The organism is uncultured Wocania sp. (assembly GCF_964021735.1).
GTDB lineage: Bacteria > Bacteroidota > Bacteroidia > Flavobacteriales > Flavobacteriaceae > Wocania_A.
Genome location: NZ_CAXIBN010000044.1, coordinates 1 through 20,241, shown reverse-complemented (window position 1 = coordinate 20,241; position 20,241 = coordinate 1). Strand labels below are relative to the sequence as shown.

The following is a 20,241-nucleotide window of genomic DNA, read 5'->3' as shown; positions in this document are numbered from 1 at the left end:
TATAATATTCAGGTTAATCCCAGAGAAATTAATTTGTTTTATTTAAAAGAAAATTTACGTGAACGTATTGTTTTTGAAGACGATGTTTACAAAGTAAATAATACAGATATCACATTTACTAAAAATGAAATTTTAAATGAAGTAAAATATCATGCTGAAAGATTCTCGCCTAATGTTATTATGCGTCCGTTATATCAAGAAGTTATTTTACCCAACCTCTGTTATATTGGCGGGGGTGGTGAGTTAGCTTATTGGTTTCAGTTAAAAGGCTTTTTTAATAAAGTTAAAGTGACATTTCCTATATTATTGTTGCGTAATTCGGTTTTAATTCAAACCGAAAATCAGCATAAGAAACTTGAAAAATTAAATATTTCAAAAGCAGATATTTTTTTAAAACCTGATGCTTTTATAAATAAAAAAGTAAGACAAATTTCTAATATTGAAATTGACTTTTCTCCACAAAAAGAACATCTTAAAAAGCAATTTAAAGATTTATATAAATTAGCCGAACAAACGGATAAATCATTTTTAGGAGCAATAAAAGCCCAAGAAATTAAACAATTAAAAGGATTAGATAATCTTGAAAAACGTTTGTTAAAAGCCCAAAAAAAGAAATTAGCAGACCAAGTTTCTAGAATGACTGATATTCAAAGAGCTTTATTTCCAGGAGGTAGTTTACAAGAACGTAATACAAATTTCTCAGAATTTTATTTAGAATATGGAGAAGAGTTAATTCCTAATTTGATTAAAAGTTTACAGCCTCTAAAGGGCGATTTTTTAATACTAAACATGTAATATTAAATGCATAAAATAGATATAGAGTTAGTTGAAATGACTATGGATGTTATGAAATATACCATAGATAGAATTTCATCTACAAATCCTAAAATAGGGAAGCCAAAAAAAGCTGAAGAATTGAAGGTATTGGTAGGAGAAACCATTACCAGAGAAGGCATTGGAGGCGAGGTTGCTTTTAAAAAATGGAGAAAACATTTAATGAAAAGCAATGTGCCAGTAGATCATCCAAGAAATTTAGCTTTCGTGCCAGCGGCTCCAACACGAGCAGCTATTATGTTCGATTTGGTAACATCGGCATCTAGTATACACGGGGCGTATTGGATGGAAGGTGCTGGTGGTATTTTTTGTGAGAATGAAGCCATGAAATGGATTGTGTCTTTAACAGGGTTGCCTAAAGGTGCATTTGGTGTTTTTACAAGTGGTGGGACTGCTGCAAACTTATCGGCAATTGTTACAGCACGTGAACACTGGAGAGAGAATGATGCGTTTAAAGGAGAAAAAGGATTAATAATAACATCCATAGGTGCGCATTCTTCAATAAAAGCTATGGCAAAAGTAGCCGATGTTGACATTTTATTGGTCGATACAGAAGATATAATGTATGGCTCAGAATTACAAAAAACGATTGATGGTTTAACTGAGCATCAGCGCATGCGTTTATTTGCGGTTGTTGGTACTGGTGGAACAACCAATGCAGGAATTATTGATGATTTAGAAGGTATTGCTTCTATTTGTGAAAAAGAAAATTTATGGTTTCATGTTGATGCTGCTTATGGTGGCGGTGCTTTAGCAGCCGATTCTGTAAGACATTTGTTTAATGGTATTGAAAAAGCAGATAGTATAACAATTGACCCTCATAAATGGATGTTTTCTCCTTACGATTGCGGAGCAGTTGTTTATAAGAACCCAGAATTAGCTAAAAATGCACATTCACAAGAAGGCTCGTATTTAGATATTTTTAAAGATGAAGGTGCGCACGGTTTCAACCCAACCGATTACCAAATACAATTAACACGTCGTGTTAGAGGTTTGCCTCTGTGGTTTTCATTAGCAACTCATGGGACTGATAGATATAAAGAAGCTATAGAACGTGGTATTGAATTAGCACAAATTGCAGGCAGAATGATTGAAGAAAACCCTCATGTAGAATTGGTAAGAGAACCAAGTTTGTCTTGTGTTTTGTACAGAAGAATAGGATGGAAACCAGAAGATTATATCCATTGGACCTACGAAAACCATAAAAAAGGATTTGCTTTAGTAACCCCAACAAAATGGAAAAATGGTACTACTTTTGAAACCGTTTCGCGGTTTTGTTTTATCAACCCCGATACAACAGAAGATGATATTAAAGCAATTTTAGAAACAATGACTTAATCTAAATATTCTCCGATGGCTGTGCCTCGAGGATAGTCGGTTTCAAGAAATTTTTTATTATTTTTTTTATGTAAATAATAATGAAACGTCTTTTGGTTTATATTTTGATTATATCTTTTATTATTTTATCATGCAATAATAGAAAGCTGGGTGGTGGTTATTTTTTTCTGCCAAAATATGAATCTATAGATGTTGGATACCCTAACCAAGAAGCAATAATCTATATGTCGAAAAATGAGAGTGTGTTCGAAAATATCATTATTCGAGGAGATGTAATAGACGTTCAGTCTAGCTCAAAGTTCATTATTGCTAAAAGAGACCCGTTGATAGATGAAAACAAAAACTCAGGTATTTTAGAATATTACATTATCAATAAGAAAAATTATGCAGTAATTGGTCCCTTGTCCTATAAAATATTTTTGTAAACGACTAAAAAATTAAGTGTTAATCTTCAATTTGAGTAAAAAGTTCAAAAAATCGTTAATCGTAATTCGTTAATCAAAAATCATATTATTACTTTTGCGCATGCAACACGACAAGGTATTAATTTTAGACTTCGGATCGCAATATACACAGCTTATTGCGCGTAGAGTTAGAGAGCTTAACATCTATTCCGAAATACATCCATTTAACAAAATTCCAAAAAACTTAGAAGAATACAAAGCCGTAATTCTTTCTGGTAGCCCGTTTTCGGTTCGGGGCGAATCTGCTTTACATCCAGATTTATCTGCGATAAAAGCAAAAAAACCATTACTAGCTGTTTGTTACGGAGCACAATATTTAGCACACTTTTCAGGGGGTGAAGTAGCACCATCGAACACCCGCGAATATGGGCGCGCCAATTTGTCTTTTATTAAAAAAGATGAATCGTTTTTTGAAAAGATTTCAGAAGGTAGTCAAGTTTGGATGAGCCATAGTGATACCATTAAGCAATTACCAACAAATGCTGTTTTATTGGCGAGTACGAACGATGTTGAAAATGCAGCCTATAAAATTGAAGGCGAACAAACTTATGCTATTCAATTTCATCCAGAGGTTTATCATTCAACCGATGGAAAACAACTTTTAGAGAATTTTTTAGTTGGTATTTCTGGACTCAAACAAGATTGGACACCAGATTCTTTTGTTGAAGAAACTGTTGAAGCTATTCAAGAAAAAGTAGGGAATGATAAAGTGGTTCTAGGACTTTCTGGAGGTGTAGATTCTACCGTAGCTGCAGTTTTATTAAACAAAGCTATTGGTAAAAATCTGTATTGCATTTTTGTAAATAATGGTTTACTTCGAAAAAATGAATTCGAAAATGTGTTAAAGCAATACGAAGGCATGGGGCTTAACGTAAAAGGTGTTGATGCTTCAAAGCGATTTCTTGATGCTTTAGCGGGTATTGAAGATCCAGAGAAAAAACGTAAAGCTATTGGAAATGCTTTTATTGAGGTTTTTGATGATGAAGCGCATAAATTAGAAGATGTAAAATGGTTGGCACAAGGCACTATTTATCCAGATGTTATTGAAAGTGTATCTGCTACTGGTGGACCTTCAGCAACTATTAAAAGTCATCATAATGTTGGTGGTTTGCCAGATTTTATGAAACTTAAAATTGTAGAACCACTTCGCGCTATTTTTAAAGATGAAGTAAGACGCGTTGGTGCTACTTTAGGTATTGATCCAGAGCTTTTAGGACGTCATCCTTTTCCAGGACCAGGTTTAGGTATTCGGATTTTAGGCGATATTACAGCCGAAAAAGTACGGATGCTACAAGAGGTTGATGCTATTTTTATAAACGGATTAAAATCTTGGGGTTTATACGATAAAGTTTGGCAAGCTGGTGCCATGTTACTCCCTGTAAACAGTGTTGGTGTTATGGGCGACGAGCGTACATACGAAAAATGTGTAGCACTCAGAGCGGTAGAAAGTACCGATGGTATGACAGCTGATTGGGTAAACTTACCTTACGAGTTTCTTCAAAAAACATCAAATGATATAATAAATAAAGTAAAAGGCGTTAATAGAGTAGTGTACGATATTAGCTCGAAACCACCAGCAACCATTGAGTGGGAATAATATTTGGTGACTTGTTAATTAATTAAGTGTCATAAAATTATATATTTACACAAAGCAGGCTGTCTGTTTTTTGCAAAATGTTCGTATATAAATTAATGAGTTGAAAAAGCTTTGTCAAATTGTAGCATATTTTTTACTCTTTTGGCATGCTATGTGTATAAATAAAAGTATTAGTATCGTAATTAAAAATACATTACATGAATAAAATTCTTTCTGTTTTATGTCTATTATTACTCTTTAGTTTTAATACAATTAATGCTCAAAACTTCAGCACGCATCAAGTTAAAAAAGGAGAAACTATTGAAGCTATTGCAAAAAGATATTTTGTAACACCATCAGAAATTTATGCATTAAATCCAGATGCGAAAAACGAACTAAAACCCAATACGGTTCTTATTATTCCAATTTCAAAAGCTAAAAAACCTAAAATTAAAATAGTTAAAGAGTTACAAGGGTTTGAAAAACATAAAACGAGAAGAAAAGAAACCTTATATAGTTTAGCAAAAAGGTACAATGTATCTGAAGATGATATAAAAAAATACAATAAATTTTTATACGCCGATCCGCTTAGAAAAGGTGATAAACTACAAATTCCTATATTTAAAATAACTGAAGAGATTGAAGCAAACCCTACAAAAACTTACCTTGTGCAACCCAAAGAAGGTAAATGGCGTATTGCTTATAAATTTGGAATTTCGGTTAAAGAGTTAGAAGAGCTTAATCCAGAAATGGGGGATGTTTTAAAAGATGGTCAGGAAATAATAGTGCCAAATATAGAAGATGATAAAGAACGAGAAGTTGATGAAAAATATAGCTATTATAAAGTATTACCAAAAGAAGGTTTTTATCGATTAAAACTTAAATTAGGATTAGAACAAGCAGAATTAGAAGCTTTAAATCCAGGGTTAGCAGAAAGTGGTTTAAAAGTAGGTATGATTTTGAAAATACCATTTAATGAAGCTATTTCGATTGAAGAATCAAACAGCATTAATTTAGCCGATAGTATTGTAGATTTTAATACAAAACGCATTGCTATCATGCTGCCTTTTAGATTAAATAGAGTTGATTTTGGCACTGTTGATGATGCTAAAAAGAGTATTGTTAAAGATCCTTATTTAGATGTCTCACTAGATTTTTATTCAGGAGTTTTATTGGCTGTTGATTCTTTGAAAACCTTAGGTGTATCACTTAAAGTAGATGTATATGATACTAAGAATGAAGTTGGTGAAGTATCAAAAATAATAGATGAAAATGATTTTGAAACGGTTAATGCTGTAATAGGACCATTAACTGAATATACTTTTGAGAAAGTGGCATCAGAATTAAGACGTTATAATGTGCCAGTAGTTTCTCTCAATATTACAGATTTAAAATTATTAGATTTATATGATAATATATTTCAATCCAGACCACCAAATGATAAATTGAAAAGCACTTTAGTAAATTATGTGAAAGCAGATACTTTAGTGAATAATATTATTGTTATTTCAGATTCAAAACATACTAATGTTTCGAATGATTTGAAACGAGAATTTAATCACGCCAAGCAAATACACTCAAAAAAAGATAAAAAAACAGGTGAAGATAAATTTTATGTTACAAAACAAGAGATTGAAGATGCTTTAAAACCTGGTAAAAATATCGTGTTTTTTGAAACTAAAGATTCAGGGTTTGTATCAAGCGTTACAAGTATCCTAGCGTCCTCAATTAAAGAAGAAGACGAAAGCACAAAAACAGAAGCTTTAGATATTACTTTGGTTACAACCAACATGAATAACGCTTTTACTGGCGATGGCGTGTCGAACGAGCATCTATCAAAATTACAATTTCTTTATGCAACTACGTCTAAATCGTATAACGAAACCGATAATAATCCTTTTGTAAAACGTTATGAAAAACTTTATAATACTACGCCAAATAGTGCGGCTGTTAAAGGTTTTGATTTAACTATGGATGTGGTGTTGCGCATTGTAACTTCAGAAGATTTATACATGTCTGTTAATAATGCACCACTAACTGAATATGTAGAAAACAAGTTTGCATACAAAAAGAAACTTTTTGGTGGTTATTATAACGATACAGCGTATTTAGTAAAATATCAAGATTTAACAATTGTTGAGGTAAAACAATAAGCTTTAAGGCGAAACGTTTTAATGTTACGTCATTGCGAAGGAGGCACGACTGCGGCAATCTCATATAAGAATTGTAAGTAGCCAAATACTCTAATTGTTATTTTTAATCTTCATTTTTTTCTGTGATAAAATTATTATTTGTTTTATGTTTTTTTGTTTGTGTTCAAGACGAACCTGCAATGTCCTGGAACGAATCTTACAAACTATCTTGGGCAGATTTTAAAGGAGAACCAAACCATAAAGTAAGTGCCGTTGCTATTACGGCTTCTGGGATTTCATTTGGGTTTTCGGTAAGAGAAACAGATTCTAAAGTTATAAGCTTTACAACTGAGGTGTTTTGTCATTTTTATCCAGAACAATCGTGGTATAAACCCAATGTTGCTGATAATCATGTTTTAGGGCATGAACAATTGCATTTTGATATTACCGAACTACATGTGCGTAAATTTAGGCAACGAATTAGCCAGCTTAAAATATCAAATACTATTAAGAGTGAATTACGACAACTTAATAAATCAATTAACGAAGAGTTGTCTGTAATGCAAGATAAATATGATGCCGAAACTAATTATTCTAGACATTTTGAAAACCAAGCAAAATGGAAAACCTATATTGCGGAAGAACTTGAAAAATTTTCAAAATATAAATCGGTAGATTAATATTTCCGTCATTGCGAAGGAGGTACGATTGTGGTAATCTGTTAAATCATTATCAGGCTGCCACGTTTTATGGAAAAATAAAACTCGCAGTGACTATAATTTTTATAACAAAATTAATTTATGACTCCGGATAAAGATTTTCTAATAAAACTGGCACATACCAAAATGCCTTTTGGTAAATATAAAGACCGTTACTTAATCGATTTGCCAGAATACTATATTGTCTGGTATAATAATAAAGGCTTCCCTAAAGGTAAATTAGGTGATATGCTTAAACAGGTTTACGAACTTAAATTAAATGGGCTTGAAGATTTAATTAGGAATATTAAGCAAAAGTATCCTACGTATTGATAGTTGCATATTTAATCAGCTAAAGTATCGCAATAGAATCCTATTTTTTTAATTTGATTAATTAAATCTTCCTCTTCCAAATTATAATTAACCTCAATTTTTAAAACCTTGTCTATATCTTCAATATCTATTGACCATTTTATAATTCTAGAATGATTGTTTAAAAAAGATTCTATAATTCTAACTTTTTCTCTAGTCTTAATATCTGTTTTTAATATTAAAAGCTTTGTATGCAACGTGTTATTATGGTAAAAGAAATTAATCATTTTTAATATCTTCTTTGTTTATGCGTTCTAAATATTCTTCATAAGCTTTATTACCTTCCTCTTTCCAGAAACTGTCATAATGTTTCCATTTAGAAAATTCTCTCTTACCACCTTCTTTACAATTAGAGCTTGATTTTTTAGATGAATTACCATCGCCACCAAAATTGCAACCACCAAGCAATATTTTAAAGAGTATAAAAACACCAGCGGCTTGCCAAAATGTTAGAGTTGTAAGCCCAAATATCATAGGCATTAACCAATTCCATAACCACATTATTATAAAACCAAATAGTATGGCTAACCCAATAATAAAAATACCTCCAAAAATTATCATTCCTATAATTTCTCCTAGAGATTTACCGCGAAATTTATGTTTAAAGTAATTTGACATGTTTGTTTTTTTTAATTAATTAATAATTTCTTTTTTATGTTTCAATTTTTTGTACAAAAGTGAAATAGCTCTGTGACGTCTAGACATTAAAGTGCCTATTGGGATACCTGTTTCTTTTTCAATCTCTTTATATGTATAACCTTCAAAATCAATAGCGATGATAATATTTTTATAGTCTGGTTTTAAGTTTAAAATAGCTGATTTTAGTGCTTCTTTCATTTGCTCAGGATATGAGTTGTCTGCAGATTCATAAATAATTGATGCAAATTCTATTAGCTTTTTTTCATTTTGAGAGTCATAATTAACTCTATTTTTCTTTGATGTTCTCATAACGTCAATAACCTTGTTTTTTAACGCTCTGTAAACAAAACCTGCTACATTGTTTATAGGAGAATATCTATCAGCACCAGTAAACAATTTTAAAGCCACATCTTGAATAATATCCTCTGCATCTCTATTTATACTAGCTTTAATGTTTGAGCTTACATAAGTTTTAAGAGATGTATATTCCTCATTAAAAAATGCATTAAGCTTTTTGTTGTTTTCTGATTGATGATTCATTTAAAGACTCTTTTTAAAGGCTCTTCAATTATAAAGACGCAACTTTTTTAATCTATTGCATTTTTTTTACTTTATTTTAAAGTAAGACGATTAAAAATTAGAAATGTGTCAGGAAAGTTTTAAATAAAATTAAAGCTAAATGTTTTAAACTTCAATATATTATTATAGACCTGTATATTTCGTAGTGACTGATAGGTTGTAAGATTGACGATTTTTTAAATGCCTTTTTGTTAATAAGAATAACTAAATAACCAAAAACTAATTCTGAAATAACTATTTTAATTTTGTAAATTTGCCTGCGTTTACAAACGCAACATGACAACTACAACAAAATACATATTCGTAACCGGTGGTGTTACATCTTCTCTAGGAAAAGGCATAATTGCTGCATCTTTAGCTAAACTATTACAAGCACAAGGATATAGAGTAACTATTCAAAAATTAGACCCTTACATTAATGTAGATCCAGGAACATTAAATCCTTATGAGCACGGAGAATGCTACGTAACCGAAGATGGTGCGGAAACTGATTTAGATTTAGGACATTACGAGCGTTTTTTAAACGTGCCAACTAGTCAAGCAAACAATGTAACAACAGGACGTATATACCAAAGTGTAATTCAAAAAGAGCGTAGAGGTGAGTTTTTAGGTAAAACGGTGCAAGTTGTACCCCATATTACAGACGAGATAAAACATCGCGTTCAGCTTTTAGGGAACTCTGGCGATTATGATATTGTTATTACCGAAATTGGAGGAACCGTTGGAGATATTGAATCCTTACCATATATTGAAGCTGTACGGCAATTACGTTGGGATTTAGGCGATAATAATGGTTTAGTTATACACTTAACTTTAGTTCCATACCTTTCTGCTGCTGGCGAATTAAAAACAAAACCAACCCAACATAGTGTAAAAACATTAATGGAAAGTGGAGTGCAGGCTGATATTTTAGTTTGCAGAACAGAGCATGAATTACCTGAAGATTTACGAAAAAAATTAGCATTATTTTGTAATGTTAGAGAAGAAGCTGTTATTCAATCTATTGATGCATCTACTATTTACGATGTACCTAACTTAATGTTAGAACAAGGTTTAGATAAAGTCGTGCTTAAAAAACTTGCATTAAAAAGCACGATACCAGATATAACTAGATGGAATCAGTTTTTAACACGCCATAAAAATCCAAAGTCCGAAATAACTATCGGTTTAATAGGTAAATATGTCGAGCTACAAGATTCGTATAAATCTATTTTAGAAGCTTTTATTCATGCAGGTGCGGAAAATGAAGTAAAAGTGAATGTAGAGTCTGTTCATTCAGAATATATAAATAGCGATAACGCCAAATTAAAACTGTCGCATTTAGATGGCGTTTTAGTAGCTCCAGGTTTTGGAGAGCGTGGTATTGAAGGTAAAATTGATGCTGTTAAATATGTGCGTGAAAATAACGTGCCATTTTTTGGTATTTGTTTAGGGATGCAAATGGCAGTAATTGAATTTGCGCGAAATGTTTTAAACATAGTGGATGCCGATTCTACAGAAATGAGTGCTACTACAAAAAATCCTGTAATAGATTTAATGGAAGAACAAAAATCCATTACAGATAAAGGAGGAACCATGCGTTTAGGAGCTTGGGATTGTGAGTTGAAATTGGGCAGCAAAGTTCGAGATATTTACAAATCTGAAACTATTAGCGAACGTCACAGGCATCGTTACGAATTTAACAGTAAATATAAAGAGCAATTAGAAACTGCAGGAATGTTAGCAACAGGTTTAAACCCAGATACAGGATTGGTAGAAATTATTGAAATACCAGAACATCCTTGGTTTATAGGCGTACAATATCATCCAGAGTATAAAAGCACAGTGGCAAATCCACACCCATTGTTTGTAGCATTTGTTAAAGCTGCATTACACAATCATAAAAGAAAAAAAGGTGTCAGTATGGCACAAAATTAAAGTTGGATAACTTTTTGAGTAACGACTAGAACATGAAAAAGGTCTTGCAAGCTGTAAAAAAACTGTAAGATCTAAAACAAAAATGTATGGAAGAAAAGAAATTAGACATTAATTCGATAATAGGTTTTGTACTTATTTTTGGAATAATGATGTTTTGGCTTTGGCAAAACCAACCAACACCCGAAGAATTAGAAGCTCAAGAAAAAGCAAAGCAAGAACAAATTGAAGCAGAGAAAAAGGCAAAAACACCCGAAGAAACTAAAATAACTACTGCTCAAGATTATAGTACAACATCAGTTTCAGATTCTTTAAAATTAATCAACCTACAAAATAAATTAGGTGCTTTTGCTTATTCAGCAGTCAATGCATCAGATAAAGAAACGCTTGTAGAAAGCGATGTATTAGCTTTAAAATTTAACAACAAAGGAGGTTACCTCTCAGAAGTTAAACTAAAAAAGTTTGTCAATTTCGATTCCATTCCCATCTACTTAATAAAAGATAATAATGCCGCTTTCAATATCAATTTCGGTACGCTAGATAGTAGAACACTAAATACTAAAGATTTGTATTTCGAGCCATCTGTAGAAAAAAATGGAGAGATTACAGTAGTTTCAATGAAGCTTAAAGTATCAGATTCTAAATTTTTAGAATATCGTTATGAGATTAAAGAAGGCGATTACATGATGGATTTTACCATCCGTTCTCAAGGTTTAAGCGATGTTATTAATAGTTCTCAAGCTGTAAATTTAGATTGGAATTTAAAAACCTACCGTCATGCAAAAAGTATTTCTTACGAGAATAGATATACCGAGGTTGTTTTTGAGTACGAAGATGGTAAAGATGATTATCTAGGACAACAAGAAAGTACCGAAGATACCGCAGAAGATGTAAGTTATGTAGCATTTAAACAGCATTTCTTTACATCCATATTATTAGCCGATGCGCCTTTTAAAACAGGGAGATTTTTATCTCAAAATTTAGTTCAAGACGAAGAGATTGATACTGTATATACTAAAGCTTTTTCTACCACATTACCTTTAGAATTGGCTGGTGGCGAAATTAATAAAACCATGGATTGGTATTATGGTCCAAGTGATTATAAAATATTAAATAGCTATGATAGAAACTTAGATGAAATAGTACCTTTAGGTTGGGGTATTTTTGGGTGGATTAATCGCTATCTCTTTATCCCTTTATTTGGGTTTTTAGGAGGCTTTTTACCTTACGGGATTGCTATTATTGTGATGACAATTTTAATAAAACTATTAATGTCGTTTGTACAGTATAAGCAATTTTTATCGCAGGCAAAACTTAAAATTTTAAAGCCAGAATTAGATGAGATTCGCGAAAAACATAAAAACAATAAAGTAAAAGCACAGCAAGAAACTTTGGCACTGCAAACTAAAGCAGGAGCAAGCCCAATGGCAGGTTGTATGCCAGCTTTAATACAGTTGCCTGTGTTTTATGCGTTGTTTCAATTTTTTCCATCGGCTTTCGATTTACGTCAAAAAAGTTTCCTTTGGGTAAAAGATTTATCATCTTATGATACCATTGCAGAATTACCATTTCATATTCCATTTTATGGAGACCATGTAAGTCTATTTCCAATATTAGCATCGATTGCTATTTTCTTTTACATGCGTTTAACAACTGGTCAGCAAATGGCATCGCAACCAACGCAAGAAGGTATGCCAGATATGGGTAAAATGATGAAGTACATGATGTATTTCTCACCAATAATGATGTTATTTTTCTTTAATAATTATGCATCTGGATTAAGTTTGTATTATTTTATTTCCAATTTAATTAGTATCGGAATTATATTAGTGATTAAGAATTATATTCTTGACGAAGATAAAATTCATGCACAAATTCAAGAAAATAAAAAGAAGCCTAAAAAACAAGGGCGTTTTCAGAAAAAAATGGCTGAAATGATGGAACAGGCTGAAAAACAAAAACAAGCGCAACAAAAGCGTAAGTAATATAAATAATTGGTGTTCGCTAATCTGAACTCGCCTGTGCTGAATTTATTTCAGTATTTCAGATTCATATCCAAAACTTTAAAAGCTGTCAAATTAAATGTTTGGCAGCTTTTTTGTAATATACATTTTTGATAATATTTTTCGTTAGTATTATATAAATCATTAAAAATGAAACATACATTTATTTACTTATTGTTTTTTATTAGCCCACTAATTTATGCACAAAGTATAAACCAATTTGATGCCAACGGAAAACGCCATGGTATTTGGAAAAAAACATTTGAAGACACTAATGTTTTAAGATACGAAGGCGAATTTTTTCACGGTAAAGAAATAGGGTTGTTTAAGTTTTATAAAAACATAAAAAAGAAAGCAGTTTTAACTGCGACAAAACAGTTTAATAAAACTGACAATAAAGCTTATGTGAATTTTTTATCTTCAAAAGGCAAGCTTATTAGCGAAGGACAAATGAATGGAAAAACCTATATAGGCGAATGGAAATACTATCAAAATAGAAATGATAATTTACTCACATTAGAACATTACAATTCTAAAGGCGTCTTAGATGGAGAACGCTTTGTGTATTATGAAAACGGACAGATTGCTGAAAAGCAAACCTATAAAAACGGAAAATTAGATGGTATTTCGGTTTGGTATTCTGAAAAGAATGTTATTCTAAAAGAATTCTTTTATTTGAACGGAGAATTACACGGAGCTTCAAAATATTATAATCCTAAAGGTGAATTAATTACAGAAGGGCAATATAAAAAAGGAAAGAAGCATGGTATCTGGAAATACTATGAAAATGGTAAATTGATTGATAAAAAAGATTTTACTTATAAACCTAAGTACATTAAAAAGGAATAAAAATAGAGACTGCCCTAATGGGCAGCCTCCTCTTTTTCATAGACAAGTATTTTCCCTGTCTACAATCTAATAACCAAACTAACTTAACTAAATCAAATACTTTAATTTTGTTTATGGTGAAATGCAACTCTAAAATAGCTTTTGGTTATACAATTTGTTAATTTCACATTAACAGCGGTAATGTTAAATTGTATGTGTCTTTTAAAGTTGCAGAGCTTCACCATTTTATATCGCTGTTTTTTATTTTTTAATTACTTGGTAGTAAAACTTTATTTACTACATGTATTACTCCATTACCAGCCTGAACATCTACCGCTACAATGCCAATATCAGAATTTCCAGCGCCATCGGTAATATCAGCAATGTTATCACCAGTTGCTGGTAATGTAACCGTAATGTTGTCGCCTTGTAAACTTGCAGCAACAGTATCTCCATTTGGAGTTAAATCTCCATAAGTTACATTTGCTCCTCCAATAACATGATGCAATAATACTTGTGTTAATGCAGCTTCCTCTGGAATGCTTGCTAACGCATCAAAAGCAGCATTAGTTGGAGCAAAAACTGTAAAATTCGGATTAATACCATCACCATTCATACCTTCTGTTCTTGATAAAATTGCAGGAAAATCTGTAGCTGGAGTTAATGTAGTTAAGGCAGTAACTAGAGTTGAAAAATTAGGATCTGCTACAGCAAATGTTACTACAGTAGGAATATCTATTACCGCATCAACTGCATGTATAATACCATTACTAGCAACCACATCGGTGGCAGTAACAGTAGAAACGCCATTAAAAACTACACCATTGTCCGCATTATAATACAAGCTTAAATTATTAGAATCAGGTCCAGCAGCATTTGTATTAGTGTAACCAGCACCAGCTGTAGTTAAATCAGTAGACATTGTTACACCAGTTAATACATGGTTTAATAATATGTTAGAAAGAACATCAGTAGGAACGTTAGGTAAAGGTGTTCCGTCTAGAAATGATGTAAATGCAGCATCGTCTGGAGCTAGTACTGTAAATGGCCCAGCACCACTTAATATATTTACCAAATCACCATCAGCTGCACTTAAAGCAGCTACTAAATTGCCGAAGCTTGGATTAGCTATGGCATGATCTACAACTGTAGGTAGTCCTATTACTCTATCAACTATATGAATTACTCCATTGGTAACTTCAACATCAGCAGTTGATACTGTTGATATTCCATTAAATTGCACGCCGCTAGATGTATCATAAAAAATACTCATTTTATTATCTCCAGCACCTGTGGCACTAGTAGATGTATAACCAGCACCTGCAGTAATTAAATCTGTTGACATTACCTTTCCATCTATAACGTGATTTAGTAATACTTGAGCTAAAACATCACTTGGTACATCACCTAAAGTAGCAAAATTATTATCTGCTAAAAAGGTTGCAAAGGCATCATTAGTAGGTGCTAATACTGTAAATGGTCCAGTGCCATTTAATATATTTACTAAGTCACCATCAGCAGCTTGTAATGCAGCAACTAAGCTACTTAATTCTGGTGTGTTTAAAGCTTTACTTACAATATTATCTGGTTGTTTCGGTAATACTACTTTGTCAATTACATGTATAATACCGTTAGCAGCTTGTACATCTGTAACTATTATGTTGCTCATTCTCCCGTTAGAATCGGTTAATGTAGCACCACCAGTAACATTTGCAGTAATGTCTCCTCCTAATGTAGTTACAGTCATATCATCAGTTAATGTAGATGAAAGTACATTTGCCCCAGCTACTGCATGTAAATCTAAAGTAGCTTTTAACGTTGGCTCATCTATATCTTCTAAAGACGATACTTCAAGTTCTGAAAGTAAACTTACGAAAGCATCATTTGTTGGTGCAAATACTGTAAATGGAGCAGGAGCTGTTCCATTTGGAGTTGATAATGTTGTAACATAATCGAATGTTAAATCACTTCTTGTTAATGCAGATACTAAAATTGAAAAAGTATCGTCTGCTAAGGCAAAGTCAACTACACTTGGTAATCCAATTACACCATCTACTATGTGTACAATACCATTTGTAGCATCAATATTAGCATTAGTTACATTAGATATACCATTCAAGTTTACACCAGAAGCAGTATTAATATATATGCTTAAATTATTTTCAGTTGATGCTTCTGTTGCTAAAGTTTTTCCATAGCCAGTTGTTAAATCTGCTGATTTTAATTCTCCAGAAATAACATGATTTAGTAAGACTTGCTTTAATACATCTACAGGAACATCACTTAAACTTGCAAACTCGTTATCTGCTAAGAATTTTGCGAATGCTGAATTAGTTGGAGCGAATACTGTGAATTGTCCATTTCCATTTAAAGTTTCAACTAAGTCTGCTCGTTGCAATGCAGCAACTAGATTACTTAAATCTGGTGTTGCAACAGCTAGTTGAGCAATTGTTTGTGGTATTGTTACTTCAATTGATGCGTCATCGTCATTACTACAAGAAAATGATATTAATGTTATCATGGTGAGTAGTAATACTTTTTTTAATGCTGTTAATGTTTTCATTTTTTTAAGATTTAATTGTTTTGTTCAACAAATATATAAAAAGATTAAACAATAATGCAAATTTTGTTCAATATTTTTTTAAAAAAAATAAACAAAATGTGTTTTATCGATGTTTTCTAAGAGTGTGTAAAACACTAATTTTCTTTATTTATGCTTATCTTTGTAGCCAATTTTTAATTATGAAACGAGTAATAATAGGACTTTCAGGTGGTGTAGACTCTAGTGTTGCAGCCTATTTGTTAAAGCAGCAGGGGTATGAGGTTATTGGTTTGTTTATGAAAAACTGGCATGATGACTCTGTAACTATCTCTAACGAATGTCCTTGGTTAGATGATAGTAACGATGCCATGTTAGTTGCTGAAAAATTAGGAATACCTTTTCAAACGGTAGATTTAAGCGAGCAATATAAGGAGCGCATTGTAGATTATATGTTTAAAGAATACGAAAAAGGTAGAACGCCAAATCCAGATGTACTTTGTAATAGAGAGATTAAATTTGATGTTTTTATGAAGATTGCTTTAGAACTTGGTGCAGATTATGTTGCGACGGGTCACTATTGCAGAAAAAGAACTATTAAAAAAGATGGTAAAGAAATTTATCAATTACTTTCTGGGGTTGATGGTAATAAGGATCAGTCGTATTTTTTATGCCAATTATCTCAAGAGCAATTAGCAAAATCGTTATTTCCAATTGGTGAATTAACAAAGCCAGAAGTTAGAGATATTGCAACGGAATTAGATTTAGTTACTGCTAATAAGAAAGATTCTCAAGGGTTGTGTTTTATAGGTAAAGTAAAATTACCAGATTTTTTGCAACAACAGCTTAAACCAAAAGAAGGTGTTATTGTTGAGGTTTCAAAAGAACAAAAGTTTTTTAACGAATCGATTCCAAAATTTCAATCTGAAGAAGACAAGCTAAAATATTTATCTAGAAAAATTAATTATAAAATAGACGACGGAAAAATAGTGGGTAAGCATCAAGGTGCCCATTATTTTACAAAAGGACAACGTAAAGGGCTCGCTGTAGGTGGAACTATTGAACCTTTATTTGTTATAGATACAGATGTAAATGAAAATGTAATTTTTACAGGGCAAGGTAAAGAGCATCCTGGTTTATATAAAAAAGCATTGTTTGTTACTAATGAAGAGTTGCATTGGATTCGTGAAGATTTAGCTTTAAATGTAGATGAAACTATGCAGGTTAATGCTAGAATACGTTACCGTCAATCACTTCAAAAAGCAACTTTACACAAAGTAGACAGTGGATTGTATGTTGAGTTTGAAGCATTACAATCTGCCATCACCGAAGGGCAGTTCGTAGCTTGGTATTTAAATGATGAATTAATAGGTTCTGGAGTAATTTCGTAAATTGCCAATAAAACACCAATTATGGCGAAGAAATTATTCCTTTTTTGCATTTTAAATTTTCAGTTTTTTTTATTTGCCCAACAAGAAGATGCTTGGGTATATTTAACAGACAAACCTACCGATACGTATCCCATTAACGATCCTTCAGCATTTCTTACCCAAAAGGCCATTGATAGAAAAGTTAAACACGGGGTAACAATTGATGTTAGAGACGTTCCAGTAAACGAATTATATATTACAGCACTAAAAAATGCCACGGGAATTACAGTTATGGCAAAGTCTAAATGGTTTAATGCGGTACACATTAGGGGAACTGAAACCAATATAAATGATTTGCGAATAAACCCATCAACATCATCGTTTGTAGACCGCATTGATTTTGCTGATAAAAGTTTAAATACTACTAAAATAATTAAAGAAAAAGCAATATTTAAAATCAAGGATAAATTTGAAGTTGAAAAAGCATTTGTAAATTTTACTTATGGCAATACTCAAAATCAAGTAGATATGATTAATGTTGATGATTTACATGTTGCAGATTATACAGGCAACGGTGTTACGATTGCAGTACTTGATGCGGGATTTATAAATGTGAATACAATGGGGGCTTTTCAGCGTATAAGAGATGCTGGAGATTTACTAGGGGGGTATGATTTTGTAAGCAGAAACCCAGATGTTTATGCTAATACTTCCAGTTCACATGGTACTCAAGTTTTAAGTACTATGGCTGGTTATATTTTAAATAGTTATGTAGGTACTGCACCAGATGCATCATATTATTTATTTATAACTGAAGATAGTGCAGATGAAAACCCAGTGGAGGAAAGCTATTGGGTTGAAGCCGTGGAACGAGCTGATAGTTTGGGTGTAGATTTAATAAACACATCTTTGGGTTATAAAGATTATTCTCCAAATTACCCGAATTACAGTTATACTTCAGCTCAAATGGATGGTAATACAGCTTTTATTACTAAAGGAGCTAACATTGCTTTTGAAAAAGGTTTGTTATTGGTTACTTCTGTTGGTAATGAAGGGAATTCTGGTGTTGGTGCGCCTGCCGATTCTCAATATACATTAGCTATTGGTGCTGTAAATTCGGCTGGGAGTTATGCCACATTTAGCTCTGTCGGTAGTGCTAATCAGCCTTCTCAAAAGCCAGATGTAGTTGCTCAAGGTCAGTCGTCTGCTGTAATAAATCCTAGTAACAGTATTGGTACTAATAATGGAACATCATTCAGTTCGCCAATTTTAGCTGGTGGTATTGCATGTTTAATGCAAGCCTTACCAAATAAAACCAATGCTGAAATTATGCAGTTGGTTCGAGAATCTGGTTCTCAATTTAGTACTCCAGATTTTCAATTGGGTTATGGTATTCCTAATTTAATGGATGCACTTAATAGTTCATTATCGGTTGATGATTTTGGAAAGATGAATGATATATCAATTTATCCTAATCCTGGAAAAGAGTTTATTTACTTTAAAATACCTTCAACCGAAAACAAGTTAACAATTACCTTTTTTGATGTTTTAGGCAAGCAGATTTTGCAGTATTCAATTAATAGTGCCAATAATCAGGTTGATATTTCTTCATTATCAAAAGGCATTTATATTATCAATGCTAAATCTAAAAACAACGTAAAGTCTTTTAAATTTATAAAGAATTAGATGCCAAATAAAATTACTGAATTATTCAACATTAAATATCCCATTATTCAAGCAGGAATGATTTGGAATAGTGGATGGAAATTAGCTTCAGCTTCTAGTAATGCTGGCATTTTAGGACTAATTGGAGCTGGAAGCATGTACCCAGAAGTATTACGCGAACATATTCAAAAATGTAAAAAAGCAACCTCAAAACCGTTTGGAGTTAATGTACCTATGTTGTATCCGAACATTCAGGAAATTATGGATATTATTGTTGAAGAAGAGGTTGAAATTGTTTTCACTTCAGCAGGAAACCCAAAAACTTGGACATCTTGGTTACAAGATAAAGGTATAACCGTTGCGCATGTAGTAAGTAGTGTCAAGTTTGCTTTAAAAGCACAAGAAGCAGGCGTTGATGCTATTGTAGCTGAAGGTTTTGAAGCTGGTGGGCATAACGGTAGAGATGAAACTACAACATTAGTACTTATTCCTATGGTTAAAGAGCAAATAAAAGTTCCATTGATCGCTGCAGGTGGAATTGCCACAGGAAAAGCGATGTTAGCAACCATGATTCTAGGAGCCGATGGCGTGCAAGTAGGAAGCCGATTTGTAGCTAGCGAAGAAAGTTCGGCACATAAAAATTTTAAAAAAGTTGTTGTTGATGCCAAAGAAGGCGATACCCAATTAACTTTGAAAGAATTAGCACCAGTACGATTAATTAAGAATAAATTTTATAACGATATTCAGCAATTATATAAAGTTTCTCCAACACCAGAACAATTAAAAGAGTTATTAGGACGAGCGCGAGCAAAGCGTGGCATGTTTGAAGGCGATTTAGAAGAAGGCGAATTAGAAATTGGGCAAATAGCAGGATTAATTCACGATATAAAACCTGTGGCTAAAATAGTTGAGGATATAATGAATGAATTTGAAATTGCTAAAAAAGAAGTTTCTGAACTATAATTTTTCAATTGAATATTTGTGTTTGGCGTATATGACGTAAGAATGACATATGCTTGACGGTATCAACCATACAACAGGAAACTACATTTGTTCTAAATAATTTATACTACTAAAATGAAGAACAAAAATTTAGCAAACCGAGTTAAAGAATTAAGAAAGAGAAAAGGGTTTTCTCAAGAAGAGTTAACTGAAATTTCAGGTTTAAGTTTAAGAACTATTCAAAGAATAGAAAATGGCGAAACCGAACCACGAGGTGATACTTTTAAGCGATTAGCAAATGCACTAAATGTTACACCCGATGAGTTAATTGATTGGACTTTACAAGAA

Annotated in this window: 18 protein-coding genes; 14 read left to right on the top strand and 4 right to left on the bottom strand. The window is 32.3% G+C overall.

What is annotated here, in order from left to right; all coding sequences use genetic code 11:
• From bshC to AADI82_RS05730, 7 genes are all read left to right on the top strand, one after another.
• Positions 1-795 (top strand): bacillithiol biosynthesis BshC (gene bshC / locus AADI82_RS05760; RefSeq protein ID WP_341215500.1); only part of this gene is annotated, 795 nt, incomplete at its 5' end.
• Positions 796-801: 6 nt separating this feature from the next.
• Positions 802-2,172 carry an aminotransferase class V-fold PLP-dependent enzyme gene (locus tag AADI82_RS05755; protein WP_341215499.1) on the top strand — a complete coding sequence of 457 codons (1,371 nt, stop codon included), beginning with the start codon at positions 802-804 and terminating at the stop codon, positions 2,170-2,172.
• A gap of 80 nt (positions 2,173-2,252) precedes the next feature.
• Positions 2,253-2,597, top strand: coding sequence for a hypothetical protein (locus tag AADI82_RS05750; RefSeq protein WP_341215498.1), 345 nt, complete (start codon positions 2,253-2,255; stop codon positions 2,595-2,597).
• A gap of 100 nt (positions 2,598-2,697) precedes the next feature.
• Positions 2,698-4,233: a glutamine-hydrolyzing GMP synthase gene (guaA, locus tag AADI82_RS05745; protein ID WP_341215497.1), complete on the top strand. Its 1,536-nt coding sequence runs from the start codon at positions 2,698-2,700 to the stop codon at positions 4,231-4,233.
• 197 nt (positions 4,234-4,430) lie between these two features.
• Complete coding sequence (locus AADI82_RS05740) at positions 4,431-6,365, top strand: LysM peptidoglycan-binding domain-containing protein (protein WP_341215496.1); 1,935 nt, start codon at positions 4,431-4,433, stop codon at positions 6,363-6,365.
• A gap of 179 nt (positions 6,366-6,544) precedes the next feature.
• Entirely contained in the window at positions 6,545-7,024 is a 480-nt protein-coding gene (locus AADI82_RS05735) for a DUF922 domain-containing protein (RefSeq protein WP_341215495.1), read from the top strand.
• Between the two features lie 120 nt (positions 7,025-7,144).
• Complete coding sequence (locus tag AADI82_RS05730; RefSeq protein ID WP_341215494.1) at positions 7,145-7,375, top strand: DUF3820 family protein; 231 nt, start codon at positions 7,145-7,147, stop codon at positions 7,373-7,375.
• A gap of 11 nt (positions 7,376-7,386) precedes the next feature.
• Here the strand turns inward: AADI82_RS05730 and AADI82_RS05725 are convergent, their stop codons facing one another.
• The 3 genes from AADI82_RS05725 to AADI82_RS05715 are packed head-to-tail and all read right to left on the bottom strand — an operon-like array spanning position 7,387 to position 8,593.
• Positions 7,387-7,641 carry a hypothetical protein gene (locus AADI82_RS05725; protein WP_341215493.1) on the bottom strand — a complete coding sequence of 85 codons (255 nt, stop codon included), beginning with the start codon at positions 7,639-7,641 and terminating at the stop codon, positions 7,387-7,389.
• Positions 7,634-8,032: a hypothetical protein gene (locus tag AADI82_RS05720; RefSeq protein ID WP_341215492.1), complete on the bottom strand. Its 399-nt coding sequence runs from the start codon at positions 8,030-8,032 to the stop codon at positions 7,634-7,636. The genes AADI82_RS05725 and AADI82_RS05720 overlap by 8 nt, the downstream gene beginning before the upstream one ends.
• Positions 8,033-8,047: 15 nt before the next feature.
• A complete protein-coding gene (locus tag AADI82_RS05715; RefSeq protein ID WP_341215491.1) occupies positions 8,048-8,593 on the bottom strand; it encodes an RNA polymerase sigma factor in 546 nt (181 codons plus the stop codon).
• Positions 8,594-8,908: 315 nt separating this feature from the next.
• Between AADI82_RS05715 and AADI82_RS05710 the strand changes: the two genes are divergently transcribed.
• From AADI82_RS05710 to AADI82_RS05700, 3 genes are all read left to right on the top strand, one after another.
• Positions 8,909-10,549, top strand: a complete 1,641-nt coding sequence (locus AADI82_RS05710) for a CTP synthase (protein ID WP_341215490.1) — start codon at positions 8,909-8,911, stop codon at positions 10,547-10,549.
• An 86-nt stretch (positions 10,550-10,635) separates the two neighbouring features.
• Complete coding sequence (gene yidC, locus AADI82_RS05705) at positions 10,636-12,531, top strand: membrane protein insertase YidC (protein WP_341215489.1); 1,896 nt, start codon at positions 10,636-10,638, stop codon at positions 12,529-12,531.
• A gap of 168 nt (positions 12,532-12,699) precedes the next feature.
• On the top strand, positions 12,700-13,398 hold the full coding sequence (locus AADI82_RS05700; protein ID WP_341215488.1) for a toxin-antitoxin system YwqK family antitoxin: 699 nt from the start codon (positions 12,700-12,702) through the stop codon (positions 13,396-13,398).
• Positions 13,399-13,645: 247 nt separating this feature from the next.
• On the opposite strand, the gene AADI82_RS05695 is transcribed toward AADI82_RS05700, so the two are convergent.
• Positions 13,646-15,940: a fasciclin domain-containing protein gene (locus AADI82_RS05695; RefSeq protein ID WP_341215487.1), complete on the bottom strand. Its 2,295-nt coding sequence runs from the start codon at positions 15,938-15,940 to the stop codon at positions 13,646-13,648.
• A gap of 179 nt (positions 15,941-16,119) precedes the next feature.
• Between AADI82_RS05695 and mnmA the strand changes: the two genes are divergently transcribed.
• From mnmA to AADI82_RS05675, 4 genes are all read left to right on the top strand, one after another.
• Positions 16,120-17,307, top strand: coding sequence for a tRNA 2-thiouridine(34) synthase MnmA (gene mnmA / locus AADI82_RS05690; protein WP_341215486.1), 1,188 nt, complete (start codon positions 16,120-16,122; stop codon positions 17,305-17,307).
• Between the two features lie 21 nt (positions 17,308-17,328).
• A complete protein-coding gene (locus tag AADI82_RS05685) occupies positions 17,329-18,972 on the top strand; it encodes a S8 family serine peptidase (protein WP_341215485.1) in 1,644 nt (547 codons plus the stop codon).
• Positions 18,973-19,914, top strand: a complete 942-nt coding sequence (locus AADI82_RS05680) for a nitronate monooxygenase (RefSeq protein WP_341215484.1) — start codon at positions 18,973-18,975, stop codon at positions 19,912-19,914.
• 114 nt (positions 19,915-20,028) lie between these two features.
• Positions 20,029-20,241: helix-turn-helix transcriptional regulator (locus AADI82_RS05675; RefSeq protein ID WP_341215483.1), on the top strand; the 213-nt coding region annotated here is incomplete at its 3' end.

What these genes read in the sequence shown, in the direction of transcription:
- AADI82_RS05710 (WP_341215490.1), top strand. Translation starts at nt 8,909, where the DNA reads ATGACAACTACAACAAAATACATATTCGTAACCGGTGGTGTTACATCT.
- guaA (WP_341215497.1), top strand. Translation starts at nt 2,698, where the DNA reads ATGCAACACGACAAGGTATTAATTTTAGACTTCGGATCGCAATATACA.
- AADI82_RS05750 (WP_341215498.1), top strand. Translation starts at nt 2,253, where the DNA reads ATGAAACGTCTTTTGGTTTATATTTTGATTATATCTTTTATTATTTTA.
- AADI82_RS05730 (WP_341215494.1), top strand. Translation starts at nt 7,145, where the DNA reads ATGACTCCGGATAAAGATTTTCTAATAAAACTGGCACATACCAAAATG.
- AADI82_RS05700 (WP_341215488.1), top strand. Translation starts at nt 12,700, where the DNA reads ATGAAACATACATTTATTTACTTATTGTTTTTTATTAGCCCACTAATT.
- AADI82_RS05695 (WP_341215487.1), bottom strand. Translation starts at nt 15,940, where the DNA reads ATGAAAACATTAACAGCATTAAAAAAAGTATTACTACTCACCATGATA.
- AADI82_RS05725 (WP_341215493.1), bottom strand. Translation starts at nt 7,641, where the DNA reads ATGATTAATTTCTTTTACCATAATAACACGTTGCATACAAAGCTTTTA.
- AADI82_RS05685 (WP_341215485.1), top strand. Translation starts at nt 17,329, where the DNA reads ATGGCGAAGAAATTATTCCTTTTTTGCATTTTAAATTTTCAGTTTTTT.
- AADI82_RS05720 (WP_341215492.1), bottom strand. Translation starts at nt 8,032, where the DNA reads ATGTCAAATTACTTTAAACATAAATTTCGCGGTAAATCTCTAGGAGAA.
- AADI82_RS05735 (WP_341215495.1), top strand. Translation starts at nt 6,545, where the DNA reads ATGTCCTGGAACGAATCTTACAAACTATCTTGGGCAGATTTTAAAGGA.
- AADI82_RS05755 (WP_341215499.1), top strand. Translation starts at nt 802, where the DNA reads ATGCATAAAATAGATATAGAGTTAGTTGAAATGACTATGGATGTTATG.
- yidC (WP_341215489.1), top strand. Translation starts at nt 10,636, where the DNA reads ATGGAAGAAAAGAAATTAGACATTAATTCGATAATAGGTTTTGTACTT.
- AADI82_RS05740 (WP_341215496.1), top strand. Translation starts at nt 4,431, where the DNA reads ATGAATAAAATTCTTTCTGTTTTATGTCTATTATTACTCTTTAGTTTT.
- AADI82_RS05680 (WP_341215484.1), top strand. Translation starts at nt 18,973, where the DNA reads ATGCCAAATAAAATTACTGAATTATTCAACATTAAATATCCCATTATT.
- AADI82_RS05715 (WP_341215491.1), bottom strand. Translation starts at nt 8,593, where the DNA reads ATGAATCATCAATCAGAAAACAACAAAAAGCTTAATGCATTTTTTAAT.
- mnmA (WP_341215486.1), top strand. Translation starts at nt 16,120, where the DNA reads ATGAAACGAGTAATAATAGGACTTTCAGGTGGTGTAGACTCTAGTGTT.